At 65.3% G+C, this 13,594-nt stretch carries 12 protein-coding genes; 3 read left to right on the top strand and 9 right to left on the bottom strand.

Annotated features, from left to right (window positions below):
* Positions 1-9: 9 nt before the first annotated feature.
* From SO139_RS02365 to SO139_RS02330, 8 genes are all read right to left on the bottom strand, one after another.
* A complete protein-coding gene (locus tag SO139_RS02365; RefSeq protein ID WP_449377340.1) occupies positions 10-1,050 on the bottom strand; it encodes a 2-hydroxyacid dehydrogenase in 1,041 nt (346 codons plus the stop codon).
* A complete protein-coding gene (locus tag SO139_RS02360; RefSeq protein ID WP_449377341.1) occupies positions 1,043-2,623 on the bottom strand; it encodes an FGGY family carbohydrate kinase in 1,581 nt (526 codons plus the stop codon). Before SO139_RS02360 ends, SO139_RS02365 begins: the two co-directional genes overlap by 8 nt.
* A gap of 2 nt (positions 2,624-2,625) precedes the next feature.
* Positions 2,626-3,735: an ABC transporter ATP-binding protein gene (locus SO139_RS02355; RefSeq protein WP_449377422.1), complete on the bottom strand. Its 1,110-nt coding sequence runs from the start codon at positions 3,733-3,735 to the stop codon at positions 2,626-2,628.
* A gap of 19 nt (positions 3,736-3,754) precedes the next feature.
* Positions 3,755-4,861 carry an ABC transporter ATP-binding protein gene (locus SO139_RS02350; RefSeq protein WP_449377342.1) on the bottom strand — a complete coding sequence of 369 codons (1,107 nt, stop codon included), beginning with the start codon at positions 4,859-4,861 and terminating at the stop codon, positions 3,755-3,757.
* 3 nt (positions 4,862-4,864) lie between these two features.
* On the bottom strand, positions 4,865-5,722 hold the full coding sequence (locus SO139_RS02345; RefSeq protein WP_449377343.1) for a carbohydrate ABC transporter permease: 858 nt from the start codon (positions 5,720-5,722) through the stop codon (positions 4,865-4,867).
* A 16-nt stretch (positions 5,723-5,738) separates the two neighbouring features.
* The gene (locus tag SO139_RS02340; RefSeq protein WP_449377423.1) at positions 5,739-6,665 is read right to left on the bottom strand and encodes a carbohydrate ABC transporter permease; all 927 of its coding nucleotides are present in this window, start codon (positions 6,663-6,665) and stop codon (positions 5,739-5,741) included.
* 128 nt (positions 6,666-6,793) lie between these two features.
* Positions 6,794-8,233 carry an extracellular solute-binding protein gene (locus SO139_RS02335; protein WP_449377344.1) on the bottom strand — a complete coding sequence of 480 codons (1,440 nt, stop codon included), beginning with the start codon at positions 8,231-8,233 and terminating at the stop codon, positions 6,794-6,796.
* A 22-nt stretch (positions 8,234-8,255) separates the two neighbouring features.
* Positions 8,256-9,266 (bottom strand): sugar-binding transcriptional regulator, encoded by a 1,011-nt coding sequence (locus SO139_RS02330; RefSeq protein WP_449377424.1) that lies wholly within the window; start codon positions 9,264-9,266, stop codon positions 8,256-8,258.
* 160 nt (positions 9,267-9,426) lie between these two features.
* Here SO139_RS02330 and SO139_RS02325 point away from each other — a divergent pair, with 160 nt between their 5' ends.
* The 3 genes from SO139_RS02325 to SO139_RS02315 are packed head-to-tail and all read left to right on the top strand — an operon-like array spanning position 9,427 to position 12,611.
* Positions 9,427-10,707 carry an FGGY-family carbohydrate kinase gene (locus tag SO139_RS02325; protein ID WP_449377345.1) on the top strand — a complete coding sequence of 427 codons (1,281 nt, stop codon included), beginning with the start codon at positions 9,427-9,429 and terminating at the stop codon, positions 10,705-10,707.
* Positions 10,704-11,573, top strand: a complete 870-nt coding sequence (locus SO139_RS02320; protein WP_449377346.1) for a TIGR01459 family HAD-type hydrolase — start codon at positions 10,704-10,706, stop codon at positions 11,571-11,573. The genes SO139_RS02325 and SO139_RS02320 overlap by 4 nt, the downstream gene beginning before the upstream one ends.
* A gap of 9 nt (positions 11,574-11,582) precedes the next feature.
* Positions 11,583-12,611, top strand: a complete 1,029-nt coding sequence (locus tag SO139_RS02315) for a class II aldolase/adducin family protein (protein WP_449377347.1) — start codon at positions 11,583-11,585, stop codon at positions 12,609-12,611.
* 5 nt (positions 12,612-12,616) lie between these two features.
* On the opposite strand, the gene lhpI is transcribed toward SO139_RS02315, so the two are convergent.
* Complete coding sequence (lhpI, locus tag SO139_RS02310) at positions 12,617-13,588, bottom strand: bifunctional Delta(1)-pyrroline-2-carboxylate/Delta(1)-piperideine-2-carboxylate reductase (RefSeq protein WP_449377348.1); 972 nt, start codon at positions 13,586-13,588, stop codon at positions 12,617-12,619.
* Positions 13,589-13,594: the final 6 nt, after the last annotated feature.

Raw genomic sequence — 13,594 nt, 5'->3', positions numbered from 1 at the left:
CTTTCGTCTTCAGCAAGGGTTGAGCGGCGGCTCGCCGGCGAGATAGCGGCGCACCTCCTCCGCGGCCTGATTGGCGGCAATGGTGACGGTGCGCAAGGAGGCGCCGGCGATGTGCGGTGTCAGCGTGACGTTCGGCAGTTGCAGGAGCCGCCAGTCCGGCGGCACCGGCTCGACCGCAAACGTGTCGAGCATGGCGCCACCAAGGCGCCCCGAGGACAACACCTCGAAGAGCGCCTGGTAGTCAACCAGCGGGCCGCGCGCCGTATTGATCAGGAATGCGCCGGGCTTGACCCGCCCGAGCGCCGCGCGATCGATGAAGCCCGTCGTCTCGCCGGTGACCCGCGCATGCAGGCTGATGACGTCGGCGCGCGCCAGCAGGTCGGCCAGGCCGACATGCTCGACGCCGTCATTGCGGTCCTGCGCGCTGAGCTGGACGTAGGGGTCGGCGACCAGGATCTTGCAGCCGAACGCCTTGAGCAGCTTCACCACGCGGGTGCCGATCGCGCCGTAACCGACGATGCCCACCGTCATCTCGCCGAGCTCGCGACCAGTGCGGTCGGCGCGATAGAGATCGCCTCGCCATTCGCCGCCGCGCAAGGATTCGTGTCCGCTGCGGATCAGGCGCGTCTCGGCAAGAATGGCTCCGATGGTGAACTCGGCCACCGCGCTGGCATTGCGACCGGGTGTATTGACCACGACCACCCCGTGATCGCGCGTAGCCTGCATGTCGATATTGACGGGACCGCCACGCGAGACCGCAATGAACTTGAGATTCGGCAAGCGCTCCAGCATCGATCGCGAGATCGGTGCGAGGTGGGTCACGAGCAACGCTGCGTCGCCGATGAACTCGGCGACCTCGTCCGGATCGCCCATGAACTCCTTCAGCCCATCGAGCTTCGAGCCGGCATAGCCATGCTCCATCGGCTCGTCCGGCCAGGGCTGCTCCAGAAGGCGAATATCAACGCCGCTCCCGCAGGCCGCGTTGATCTTCTCGGCGAACACCGACGGCAGCATGAAGCGGTCACCGACGATGGCGATGGAGCTAGACATGACCGGCTCCAGCACGCAGCGCGGCAAGTTGCTTCCAGACCGGTCGCGACGCCAGCCTCGCCTCCAGGTAGGCCGGAAACATTTTCGCATAGCGCGCGGCCAATGCGGCATCTGGCGTTTGTCGTTCGTTCAAATGCGGTCTCACCCAATCCTCGGCACAACTGGTCATATCGGAATAAAGGCCGGTTGCGACGGCCGCAATCATCGCAGCGCCAGCCGCACCGGCTTCGCCGCGGCCACAGACGCGCACATCGCATTCAAGCACGGCCCCGAGGATAGTCCCGAGCGCGCGGCTGCGCGCTGCGCCGCCGGTGATCCGCACCTCGCCCGGCAACGCGCCCATCGCGGCATAGCAATCGCGGGCGGCGAAGGCGAGCCCCTCCATCACGGCGCGCATCAGGTCCCAATAGCCGTGACGCGACCGCAGACCGATGAGTTGGGCGCAAGCCTCATGGGCAACGAAGGGCCCGCGCTCGCCGGCATCGGAGATGAAGGGATGAAACAAGAGCTCGCCGGCCTTCGCCGTCAACACCTTCTCGTCCAGACGACGGATCAGATCGGCACGCGAACGCACGACGCCCTCGGCGGCGAGCAGATCGCGCGCGAGATCAAGCAGCCAGTCGATGTTCAGCGTTGCCGCCATGTTGGACTGCATCTGCGTATAGTGACCAGCGACCGGGAACGGCATGGTGTAGCCGGTCGCCTCCGCGTTCAGCGTGACCGCGTCGGCGCTGGTGGCAAGGCGCATGTGCATGCCGGTGGACCCGATGATGGTGCAGCCGACATCGGGTGAAGGATCGTAGAGGCCCGCGCCCAGCGCGTTGCAGACGACGTCGACATAGCCGAGCGAGACCGGCACGCCCCCGGGCAGTCCGGTCTCAATCGCGGCAGCCGCACTCAGCGGATGTGTCGTCGTGACCCCGTCGATGACCTCGGGAAACAGGGCCGCACTATCGGCGATGCCGATCAGCCGCGCTGTCTCCGCATCAAAGCGGCGCTTGCGGAAATCGCCACACGTGAAGGTCGATTCCGACGGATCGGTCGCACGCTGGCCGGTGAGCAGGAAATAGAGCCAATCCTTGCAGTGGAAGGCAGTCCTGGCCCGGGACAACGTCTCGGGCGCATGCGCTTGCAGCCAGGCGAGTTGCGGCCCCTGCTGGCAGGCGTTGAGCCCGGAGCCGGTGCGCCGATAGAGCGCGACATTGCGCTCGCTGGAGCGGATTCCCTCGACAAGGCCGGCGGCGCGGGAATCCAGCCATAGCAGCGCCGGCGCAACCGGGCGGCCATCATCATCGATCAGCCAGGTGCCATCGCCCTGCCCTGTGACCGCAATGGCCGCGAGACGCTGGGAAATATCCGGCACCGCCGCCACCAGGCCGCGCAATGCGGCGACCGTGTCGGTCCAGGTCCGCGACATGTCCTGCTCGACGCGGCCTCCGGGTGAGGTCGTGTATGTATTGGGCAGAGAGAAATCGCCGAGCTGCCGCCCGTTACGCGTGAACGCCACGGTCTTGATCAGAGACGTGCCGGCATCGATGCCGATGATCACGTCGCGCTGCGGCGAGGTCTGCATGGTCAGCTCCCCTCCGCATGGCGAATGCAGGTGCCGTCAGCGCCGAAGATGTGGAGGTGACGCGGCTCCAGCGCAAACGGAATGACGTCGCCAGGCCGCGCCGCGATCCGGTTCGGTGTCACCGCGATCAGGAGATGGCCGGCGCACTCGCCCGCGACATGCGATTGGTCGCCGAGCCACTGATTCGATACGACGCGCGCGCGGACATCGCCTGTCCCGACCGCAACTTTCTGCGGTCGGATACCAACCCGGACGTGCTTGCCCTGTTCAAGCGCGCGTTTCGCGCCCTGATCGAGCGCATCACCCGGAATCTGGAACGCGATATCGGAGCCTACCGACAGGCGGAAGCCGCCATCGGCGGGTGCAACCCCCGTCTCCAGCAGATTCATCGGCGGCTCACCGATGAAGCTGGCAACGAACAGGTTGGCCGGGCGGTTCTTCAGTTCCTTTTCGCTGGCGAATTGCTGAAGGACGCCGTCCTCCATCACCGCGATGCGATCGGCGAGCGCGCTCGCCTCGGTCTGGTCGTGGGTGACGAAGATCGCCGTCATGCCTCGCTCGGCCAGCAAGCCCTTGATCCGCCCGCGCAGCACAGCGCGGAGCTGCGGCTCGAGCTGTCCCATGGGCTCGTCGAGCAGGTAGAGGTCGGCGTCCCGCACCAAGGCACGCGCCAGCGACACACGCTGCTGCTGCCCGCCCGAGATGGTGCGCGGAAAGCTGTCCAGGATATCCTCGATCTCGACCAGTCGCGCGACCGCTTCGACCCGGCGCGATATTTCGCTGCGCGAGAGCTGCTGGGCCTTGAGCGCAAAGGCAATGTTCTCGCGCACCGTCAGCGGCGGATAGAGCGAATAGCCTTCGAAGGCCATGGCCACTTTGCGCTTCGCCGGCGGCAGCTCGTCGATCCGCCGCTGCGACAGCGCGATCGCGCCCGAGGTCACGCTCTCGAAGCCTGCGATCATCCGCAAAGTCGAGGTCTTGCCACAGCCGGACGATCCCAGCAGCGCAACGATCTCGCCCTTCTTCACTTCCATGTCGAGCGCGCGTACGGCGTGAACCGGCGGCTTGCCGCGGCTGCTGTAGACCTTGTCGACATTCCTGATTTCGAGCATGGCCATGGGTCCGCTCTCCTCACGCCGCCTGACGCCGGTGCGGCAGACCAACCCGGAGCCCGGTCGCACGATCGAACAACAGCGTCGCCTCTGGCGCGAAACGGACGAAGACGCCGTCGTCGGCACTCGCCATCGGCGAATCCGGCGGCAGTGCCGCGAGCCACTCCGAGCCGTCGGCAAAGCGCAGCAGCAGCACGGCCCTTTCGTGCATCGGTGTGACCGCGACGATGCGCGCGGGAACCGCGTCTTCACTGGCTGACCGGGTGATGACGAGATCATCGGGGCGAACGCCGAGCCAGCACTGACCGAGGTCGGCTGCCTGCTGATCCACGGGATCGAGCCTGACTCTTGTCCCGGCAATTTCGGCCGTCAGGCCCGCCTGTTCAGTGTGGGGTGTGACTTCGGCAAGATTGATGCTGGGATCACCGAACAGGCGCGCCACCGCCACGGACGCCGGCCGGGCGTAAATCTCTTCGGGGCGCGCGACCTGGACGAGACGCCCCGAGATCAACACCGCGATGCGGTCCGCAATCGCCATGGCTTCACGATAGTCCTGGGTGACGTAGAGCACCGCGGCAGAGCTGCGGCGCAACAGGCTCGGCAACTCCAGCCGCATCTCGTAGCGTAGCTTGGCGTCGACGTTGCGCAAGGGATCGTCGAGCAGCAGCACCTCCGGATTGCCGATCAGCGCACGCGCCAGCGCCGTGCGCTGCTTCTGCCCGTTCGACAATTCGCGGGGCATATGACCGAGCACATGCTCGATCTTCAACAACCGGCTGATCGACGTGACCCGCGAAGCCAACTCTCGTCCCTTGGCCTTCGCCCGCAGACCACTCGCAATGTTGTCCTGCGCGCTCATGTGCGGGAACAGCGCAAAGTTCTGAAAGGCCATGCCGATGCCGCGCTGCTCCGGCGGCGCGCCGACGATCGATCGCCCACCGACCAGGATATCTCCCTCGTCGGGCTCGAACATGCCCGCGATCATGCGCAGCAGCACGGTCTTGCCGCTGCCCGATGGCCCGAACACCGCGACGATCTCGCCGGGCTCGACCGCCAGCGACAGGTTGTCGGCGCAACGCACCGCGCCGAAAGCCTTGCCGACGGAATTGAGTTCGAGACGCGCCATGTGTCAGCCTTTCACCGCGCCGAGCGAGAGCCCCTCGACCAGATAGCGCTGCGCATAGAGCGCGAGCAGCAGCGTCGGCGTCACCGAGAGGACGATAGCGGCCGCGATCTGCCCGTACTGGATGCCGGAGGCCGTGACGAAGGCCAGCGCGCCCACGGTCACCGGCTGCTTGTCGGCGGAGGCCAGGATCAGCGCGAAGACGAAATTGTTCCAGCAGAAGATGAAGGACAGCAGACCCGCGGCCGCGATGCCGGGACCAGCGAGCGGCACCGCAATGCGCGTAAAGGCCTCGCGCCAGGAATGACCGGCAAGCCGATAGGCGTGTTCGATGTCCGGGCTGATGTCCTCGAAATAGCCACGCACGATCCAAAGAATCAGCGGAAGCGCGATGAGCTGATAGACCCAGACGATACCGAAATACGTGTCGCTGAGCCCGAGCTGCTGGTAGTAAAGTGACAGCGGCAGCAGGACGAGCAGAGGCGGCGCGAAGCGGAATGACAGCAGCGTGAACGCGATGCTTTCGCCGAGCCTGAACTTGAACCGCGCAAAGGCATAGGCCGCGGGTACGCCGAGCAGCAGGGCCAGGAGCACCGCCGCGCTCGATAGCACGAAGCTGTTCATGAGATTGCGCATGAAGGAGATCTCGAGATTGCCTGCGGTGGTGCGCAGCTGGCCCGAGATCAAGGCCTGGTAGTTGGAAAGCGTCGGCTCGAACAGGATGCGCGGTGGAATCCGCAGGATCTGCTCATTCGTCTGGAACGACATCATGAGGATCCAGACGATCGGGAACATGAAGAAGATCAGCACAAGCGCCAGCGCCACGCCCCGGAAGATGCGACCCGCGAGACTGGAATGATCCATCGCCGCCTCCTCAGCCTTACGCGTGACCGTGGGCGCGTGCGCGCAGCCGCAGCCAGTTCTTGATGAAGATATTCGACAGGATGTTGGTAATCAGCCACAGGATCATCAGCAGCGCCGCCGAGCGGCCGACATTGGTGTACTGGAAGAATTCGAGATAGGCCTGGACCTGGAACACCATCAGCCGGTCGCCGGGCCCGCCTTGCGTCATCGCATAGATGATGTCGAACTGCTGGATGGAATCGAGCAGGCGGAACAGCGAGGCCGTGATGATGTAGGGCGCGAGCATCGGCAGCGTGATGCGGAAGAACACGAAGCTTGCCGGGACGCCGTCGAGCGCCGCGGCCTCGAACGGCTGGCGCGGCAGCGAGCGCAGGCCGGCGAGCAGCAGGATCATGATGAAGGGCGTGTAGACCCAGACATCGACCAGCACGACCGTGAACAGCGCGCTCGACGGGTCCGACGCCCATTTGAAGTCGTGCACGCCGAGCAGGCTGACCAGATAGGACAGGATGCCGAAGCTCGGATTGGTCATCAGCTTCCACATCAGCGCGGCGATTGCGGGCGCGGTCATCAGCGGCAACAGAAGCACAATCGACACCGCGTTATGGAAGCGCGTCGGCCGCCGCAGGAGCAGCGCGATGCCAAGGCCGAGCAGAAGCTCGAGCACCACCGTCAAGGCGGTATAGACGAGCGAGATGCGCAGCGTATTCCAGAACGCGGGATCGGAGAGGAAGTCGATGTAGTTGTCGACCCCGATGAAGCCCCGCAAGTACGGCAGGTTCAGCCGGTAGCGCTGAAGCGAATAGACCGCGGCCGTCACGAACGGCACGAGGATGGCGATGCAGACGAGCAGAGCCGGCAGGCTCAGCAGGTAAGGCAACATGCGCCCGCGCAGCTTCATGGTGCGGCGCGGAAGCGCAGAGGTCTGAAGGAGTTGAACCATGCTCATGATGATACGGGATCACATACTCACTGCAACACCGCCGGCCCGGATCGGGTAGCGCTCCGAACCGGCGGGTTGTCGTGGCACGGAGGAATTGAGGCACCACGAAAGGTGTCAACCGAGCTGGCCTAACCTAGACCTGCCTGCTTCAGCTGACGGTTGATGCTGTCGGCGAGCTTGTCGAGGCCTTCGTCGACGCTGATCTCCTTGGCGACCATCTTCTGGAGCGAGGCCGCCCATTCGGTGGTCAGGTCGAAGAACAGCGGCTGCGCCGTGAAGTAGATCTTGGCGCCCGGGGCCGAGACGTCATGCTGCTCCAGATAGCCGGGATAGGATTTCGCGATGCGGTCGCGGAACTCTGAGTCCTTCCAGACCGAGGCGCGCACCGGGTTGACGAAGTCCATCTTGCGAGCGCCGAACAGATCGTGCTCGACGGAAGCTGCCCATTGCATGAACACCCAGGCCGCATCTTTCTGCTTGGAGAAGCTCGACATTGCGAGCGACCAGATCCAGACGTTCGGCGTCGGCGCCTTTGCGGCCGGATTGGCGGCAAACGGCGCGTAGCCGAGATTGCCCTTCTCCTTGTTGTCGCCGCCGTTCATGAAGTAGCCGAGAATGTCGGCGTCGAAGATCATGCCGGATGCGCCGGCGCCGAGGTCGGTGCCGACCTGATACCAGGTGTAGGTCGACCAGTTCTTCGGACCCGAGCCCTGGATCATCTTGACCCATTTCTCGTGGAAATCCTTCGAAGCCTTGGTGTTCATGGCGGCCTTCAGCTTGCCGCCTTCCATCACAAAGTCCTTCTGGCCGAAGTTCGAATAGGCCGAGAGGAAGCCGGGATGGATGGTCGCCCAGGATCGCGAGCCGCGCACGCCAACGCCGTAAGGCCCGCCCGCATCCTTGGTGATCTTCGCGGCCACCTCGAGCATGTCGTCGAGGTTCTTTGGCGGCTTGACGCCGACCTTGTCGAAGATGTTGCGATTGTAGGCGATGTTGTTGAGCTCGTAGCCCCAGGGGATGCACCACTGCTTGGCCTTGCCCGAGCCGAGTTCAGAGCCCGCAACGCCGTCCCACGCGGTCGATGAGCGCAGGCCGGGCAGCACATCGTCCCAAGCGAAGGCCGGATTGGTCTTGGCGGGATCCTTGATGTAGGTGTTGAGATCTTCGATCCAGCCGGCCGGACCGTAGGTCCAGGTCATGTAGGCGCCGGTCATGAAGGCGTCGTACTGATCCGACTTCGAGGACAGTGCCGCGGTCACCTTGTCGAAATAGACGTCCTCCGGGAAGATGTCGTAAGTGACGTTCATGCCCGTCAGCGTCTTGAACGCTTCGAGATCGCCGATCATGGCATCGACGTAGGGATGCTTGTTCAAGAGCAGCTTGACGGACTTGCCGCTATAGGCCTTCCAGTTGAAGTCCGCGGCCATTGCCCGCGACATCGCAGAGGCGAAGCCTGCATTGGCCGCTGCGCCGGCGATGCCGAGCTTGGCGGCTCCATCCAGTAGATCACGCCGGCTGATACGTTTGCCGGCGTAGGAATCGAACAGATTCTTCTCGCGGTCGTGCATTGCAACCTCCCATGGTGCGCGTTTACGTTCCCTTCCGACTCTTGTTCTTGGTTTTGCCGGATGTTGCCTCCGGCTTGTCGGTAGCGAGTGCCTGCGCTGTCACCTCATCGATGATGAGGCCGTGCAGGAGGCCGCTGCGTAAAACTGCGCGCAGCGCCGTGACTTTTGCCAGTCCGCCGCCGATGGCGACGATGCGGTGATTCCGCAAATCCGCCGCCTCCATCGAGGTGGCGCGCGCCGAGAGGTCGATGTCGAGCATCTCGCCATCGGCGTTGAAGAAATGGCCGAGCAGATCGGCGCAGGCGCCTTCCCGCTTCAGGTCCACGACCTCGTCCGGCCTGATCATGCCGCTCGAGACCAGAAAGCCCTCGGCGTGGATCTGGCCGATGCCGACGAACAGCAGCGAGGCCTTGCGGGCGAGAGCGAACACGTCGGCGATGCCGTACTGCTGCATCAGCACGGCGCGGTCGGCGACGGAATTGGCAAAAACGGGAACCGGCAGAAGATAGGCCTCCGCGCCAGTGCGCTCGGCGAGGCGATGGATGACGTCGAACGGATTGGCGGCGAATTTCCGCGTCAGTCCGCCAAGCAGCGACACGAATTGCACCCCGCGGGCCGGCGTCTGCGGCAATTGCTCCACCATCGCGGCGAGCGTGCGGCCATGGCCGACGCCGATGATCTTGTGCTCGCCGCGCTCGAGGATCTGTCGCAGGAAGCTGGCACCCTCCAGCGCCAGCGCCTTCAGCGGCAGGTCGCCCTCGCCGAGATCGGGCGCGACGCGGCAGAAGGAGAGCCCGTAGCGCTCGACCAGTATGTTCTCCAGCGCGACGCATTCGGCGACCGGCCCTTCCACGAAGACCCGGATCATCCCCTCGCGGCTGGCGCGCGCGATCAGCCGGTGCGCCTTGGTGCTCTGGATGTTGAGGCGGTCGGCGACCTCCGATTGAGTCAGTCCGGCGGCGAAATAGAGCCAGGCCGCGCGTGTCGCGAGCGACGCTTCGCCGTCAGTCGTCGCCAGCCTGTCCGGTTGCATCACCACGGCGAAAAAGCCCGCTTGCAAATTTCTTCACGTCTTGCAAAAAATTGCAGAGGCCGGCCGGGACGTCAATCCCCCAAACGTGCTGCAGTGCAATCGCGGCGGTGATTGTGATCTGGACCGCGATCGTCAGAGTGCCAAAGAGAGGTGAGATCCGATGACGGGTATGTTCCTCGGCATCGACGTTGGAACCAGCGGGGTGCGCGCCTGCGCCATTGATGCGCGCGGCGACATCCAGTGCATGGAAGCGGCCACCCTGCCCCCGCCGCGACAGGACGGTCATGCGATCGATCAGGATCCGGAGTTATGGTGGCACGCGAGCGTCGTTGCGATCAGCAAGCTCGGACGCAGCATCGATCTCGAAGCCGTCGAGCGCGTGTGCGTTGACGGCACGTCCGGCACGCTGCTCCTAGTCGACGCGGCCGGCCGTCCTTGCACGCCGGGGCTGATGTACAACGATGCCCGCGCGACAAAGGAAGCCCAGCACATTGCAACGGTCGCGCCGGAGGAAAGCGGCGCTCACGGCGCCAGCAGCGCATTGGCGAAACTGCTTCACCTGCTCGGCCATAGCGAAGCGAGAGGCGCGCGCTTTGCCGTGCATCAGGCCGATTGGATTGCCGGACGGTTGGCCGGAAACCACGGCGTCAGTGACGAGAACAACGTCCTTAAACTCGGCTACGATCCCGTCACGCGCAGCTGGCCGGCCTGGCTCGATCAGCTTGGCGTGCCCCACAGCCTTTTGCCGCGCGTGTTGGTGCCGGGGACACCGTTTGCCGAGATCGATCCGGCGATTGCCTCGGAGCTCGGCGTGTCGAAAACGGCGCGCATCGCGGCCGGCACCACCGATGGCGTCGCCGCTTTCATTGCGACGCGCGCAGATAGCCCCGGCGATGCCGTGACCTCGCTCGGAACGACGCTGGTCGTCAAGCTGCTCGCGACGCAGCCGATCTTCGCCGCCGATCAGGGCGTCTATTCGCACCGGCTCGGCGAGCGCTGGCTCGCCGGTGGCGCCTCCAATTCGGGCGGCGGGGCGCTGCTCGCACACTTTTCGGCCGCAGAGATGGAACGGCTGACACCGCAACTGCGGCCGGAGAAGCCAACCGGGCTCGACTACTATCCGCTGCCAAAACCCGGCGAGCGCTTCCCGATCGCCGATCCGTCACTGGCCGCACGGATCACGCCGCGCCCGGCGGAAGATCATCGCTTCTTCCAGGCGCTGCTCGAAGGCATCGCCTCGGTCGAAGCCCTCGCCTATCAGCGTCTCGCTGCGCTCGGAGCACCGCGACTGCGCCGCGTCGTCAGCATTGGCGGCGGTGCGAAGAACCCGGCATGGACCGAGATCAGGCGCCGCGCGCTCGGTGTTGCCGTCACGACGGCCGAGCAAACCGAGGCAAGCTATGGCGCTGCGCTGCTGGCCTTGCAAGGCAGCCCGTCATGAGAGCCGGCACCATCGAAATCGATGCGTTGAGCGCGATCGCCGACCGGTTCGATCACGTGCTGCTCGACCAATGGGGCACGCTTCATGAAGGCGGCACCGTCTTTCCGGCCGCGCGGAACTGCGTGGCAAGACTCAAGGCGGCAGGAAAGCGCGTTCTGGTGCTGTCGAACTCCGGCAAGCGTGCACACAGCAACGAAGAGCGGCTTGCAAGGCTCGGCCTGCCGCCGACGGCCTATGACGGCATCCTGACCTCGGGCGAAGTGACCTGGGCGGGCTTGCGGCAGCGCTCACGCGCCCCGTTCACCGATCTCGGCCGCTCCTGTTTTCTCATCACGCGCGGCGGCGATCATTCCGTCGTCGACCGTCTTGACCTTTCGATCGCGACCGAGATCGAGAAAGCCGATTTCATCCTGCTGGCCGGGCTCGATGACGACGTCGCCGAGCCCGAGCATTGGCGAGCGCGCTTCGCAGCGGCGGCAGCGCGACAGTTGCCGATGCTGTGCGCCAACCCTGATCTGACCATGTTCAGCGCAAGCGGGTTGATCCCGGCGCCGGGCGCGCTGGCGCGGTTCTACGAGAAACTTGGCGGCGCCGTGGCATTCGTCGGCAAGCCGCACCCACCGATCTTCGAGGCGGCGCTGGAGCAACTCGGCCATCCCGATCCGCAGCGCGTCCTGATGATCGGCGATTCTCTCGATCATGATGTCGCTGGCGCACGGGCCAAGGGAATGCTGACCCTGCTCCTCGGTGCCGGCGTGCACCGGGACGCGCTCGCAGGCGCGCCCGATCTGCCGGCGGCGATCCGCATGCTGGCGGGATCGCAGGAGATGACACCGAACTGGCTGATGAATCACTTGACCTGGTGAGGCCCCGCGATGCGTGCGCCTGCGCAACTCGATGAACTCCGCGATATGTCGGCCCGCGTCGGCCGCAACATCCTGCTGGTGCAGGGCGCCGGCGGCAACTCCTCGATCAAGGATGGTGACGTGCTCTGGGTGAAGGCATCCGGCACCTGGCTTGCGGATGCGGAAGCCAAGGACATCTTCGTGCCGGTGTCGCTCGGCGCAGCGCGCGCCGCGCTCATGCAAGGCGACGAAAAGGTGCCTCTTGCCCCCGACGCGAACACGACGCTGCGCGCCTCGATCGAGACCTCGCTCCACGCGCTCATGCCGCATCCGGTCGTGTTGCACGTCCATTCGGTCAACACGATCGCCTGGGCGGTGCGGTCCGACGCACGCGAGGAGCTTGCCAGGCGCCTCGACGGATTGGCATGGCGCTGGCTCGACTACCATCATCCGGGACTTCCGCTGGCAAAGGCCGTCAATGATGTTCTGGCGGAGGATGCAGTAGATATCCTGATCCTCGGCAACCACGGGCTGGTCGTCGGCGCCGAAAGCTGTGGGGCCGCGGAAGCGCTGGTGGATGAGGTGGAGAGACGGCTCGCACTCACCCCGCGCAGCGCAATACCCGCCGATGATGAGGCACTGCGCTCAATCTGCGCCGGCACGGACTATCATTCGCCGAAAGACCCGCTCTGCCACGGCGTCGCGATCGACCGCTTCAGCCGGGCCATTGCAACCAGCGGCTCGCTGTATCCGGACCATGTCGTCTTTCTCGGTCCCGGCCTGCCAGTGCTGGACCATGGCGAGGATCTGCGCATCCGGACGTCGCGAGGCCAGGCGGACCGGCATCCGCCTCCGGTTGCGCTCCTCGTTCCCGGCCTCGGCTGCATCATTCGCAAGGATGCAAGCGATGGCGCCGAGGCCATGCTGACCTGTCTCGGACTGGTGACCTGCCGTGTGCCTCTGACAGCAGAGGTCCGCTATCTCTCGGCGGAGAACGAGCATGCATTACTGAATTGGGACGCCGAGCGCTATCGCCAGCAATTGACCGCCGATCGCTGAACCGGTCAGGCGCGAATTCCGGACTCCCATCCGCCGACGAGGAGCGAGGCCGCCGCGAGATCCTCGGACGCCGCCCCGACTGACTTGAACAGCGTGATCTCGCTCTCCTCCAGACGACCGGGCCGCGCGCCACTGGTCAACTCATGCAGATCACCACAGATCCTGGCGGCGTCCCAACGTCCGGCCGCGATCGGCTGGAGCAGGTCGCCGGCTTCCGCGAGCGCGCCGCCATAGGTATCGACGAAGACGCGGCTGCGGCAGACGGCCTCGTCGTCGCTCTCGCGCATGTTGCGGGTGAATGCGCCGACGAGATCGAGATGCGTGCCTGGCCTCAACTGTCGGCCGAGGACGATGGGCTCGACCGATGTCGTCGCGCAACTGACGATATCCGCCTCGGCCAACGCCGCCGGCAGGTCGGCAACCGCCTCGGTGGTGAACCCTTGGCCAGAGATATCGCCAGCAAAGCCCTGCGCGCGCTGCGGATTGCGGCCCCAAACGAGCACGCGCTCGATCGGCCGCGCGGCACGATGCGCAGCGGGCAGGCAGGCCGCGATGCGACCCGTGCCAATGACCAGCAGAGTCTTGCTGTTCGGGCGCGAGAGATAGCGCGAGGCAAGCGCGGAAGCTGCGACGGTCCGCCGATTGGTCAGTGCCTCGCCATCGATCAGCGCACGCGGCTGACCGGTCGCGCCGTCGAATAGCGTGTAGAGCGACGACACCGCGCCCAGGCCGCAGGACGTGTTCGCAGGGAATACCGTCACGAGCTTGACCCCAAGCGCCTTCCCGCGCTCCCAGGCCGGCATGGTCAGGAGATGACCGGGCGCGTCGGAGGTTCCGACGTCGTAGCTCTGCCGAACCGGCATCGCCTCGCCGCCACGCCGAAAGGATTCGGCCAGCGCGTCGATCAGTCTGGCATAGTCGAGGCCGGCCTCGACCTCGGCGGCGGTATAGTAGCGCAGCAAGGCATCCTCTTTCATGGTTCG

This window comes from Bradyrhizobium sp. UFLA05-89, from assembly GCF_059803475.1.
Note: the sequence above shows the minus strand (reverse complement) of the source record. Positions and strands in the feature narration are given on the sequence as shown.

What these genes read in the sequence shown, in the direction of transcription:
- SO139_RS02335 (WP_449377344.1), bottom strand. Translation starts at nt 8,233, where the DNA reads ATGCACGACCGCGAGAAGAATCTGTTCGATTCCTACGCCGGCAAACGT.
- SO139_RS02330 (WP_449377424.1), bottom strand. Translation starts at nt 9,266, where the DNA reads ATGCAACCGGACAGGCTGGCGACGACTGACGGCGAAGCGTCGCTCGCG.
- SO139_RS02350 (WP_449377342.1), bottom strand. Translation starts at nt 4,861, where the DNA reads ATGGCGCGTCTCGAACTCAATTCCGTCGGCAAGGCTTTCGGCGCGGTG.
- SO139_RS02365 (WP_449377340.1), bottom strand. Translation starts at nt 1,050, where the DNA reads ATGTCTAGCTCCATCGCCATCGTCGGTGACCGCTTCATGCTGCCGTCG.
- SO139_RS02315 (WP_449377347.1), top strand. Translation starts at nt 11,583, where the DNA reads ATGCGTGCGCCTGCGCAACTCGATGAACTCCGCGATATGTCGGCCCGC.
- SO139_RS02320 (WP_449377346.1), top strand. Translation starts at nt 10,704, where the DNA reads ATGAGAGCCGGCACCATCGAAATCGATGCGTTGAGCGCGATCGCCGAC.
- SO139_RS02360 (WP_449377341.1), bottom strand. Translation starts at nt 2,623, where the DNA reads ATGCAGACCTCGCCGCAGCGCGACGTGATCATCGGCATCGATGCCGGC.
- SO139_RS02345 (WP_449377343.1), bottom strand. Translation starts at nt 5,722, where the DNA reads ATGGATCATTCCAGTCTCGCGGGTCGCATCTTCCGGGGCGTGGCGCTG.
- SO139_RS02325 (WP_449377345.1), top strand. Translation starts at nt 9,427, where the DNA reads ATGACGGGTATGTTCCTCGGCATCGACGTTGGAACCAGCGGGGTGCGC.
- SO139_RS02355 (WP_449377422.1), bottom strand. Translation starts at nt 3,735, where the DNA reads ATGCTCGAAATCAGGAATGTCGACAAGGTCTACAGCAGCCGCGGCAAG.
- lhpI (WP_449377348.1), bottom strand. Translation starts at nt 13,588, where the DNA reads ATGAAAGAGGATGCCTTGCTGCGCTACTATACCGCCGCCGAGGTCGAG.
- SO139_RS02340 (WP_449377423.1), bottom strand. Translation starts at nt 6,665, where the DNA reads ATGGTTCAACTCCTTCAGACCTCTGCGCTTCCGCGCCGCACCATGAAG.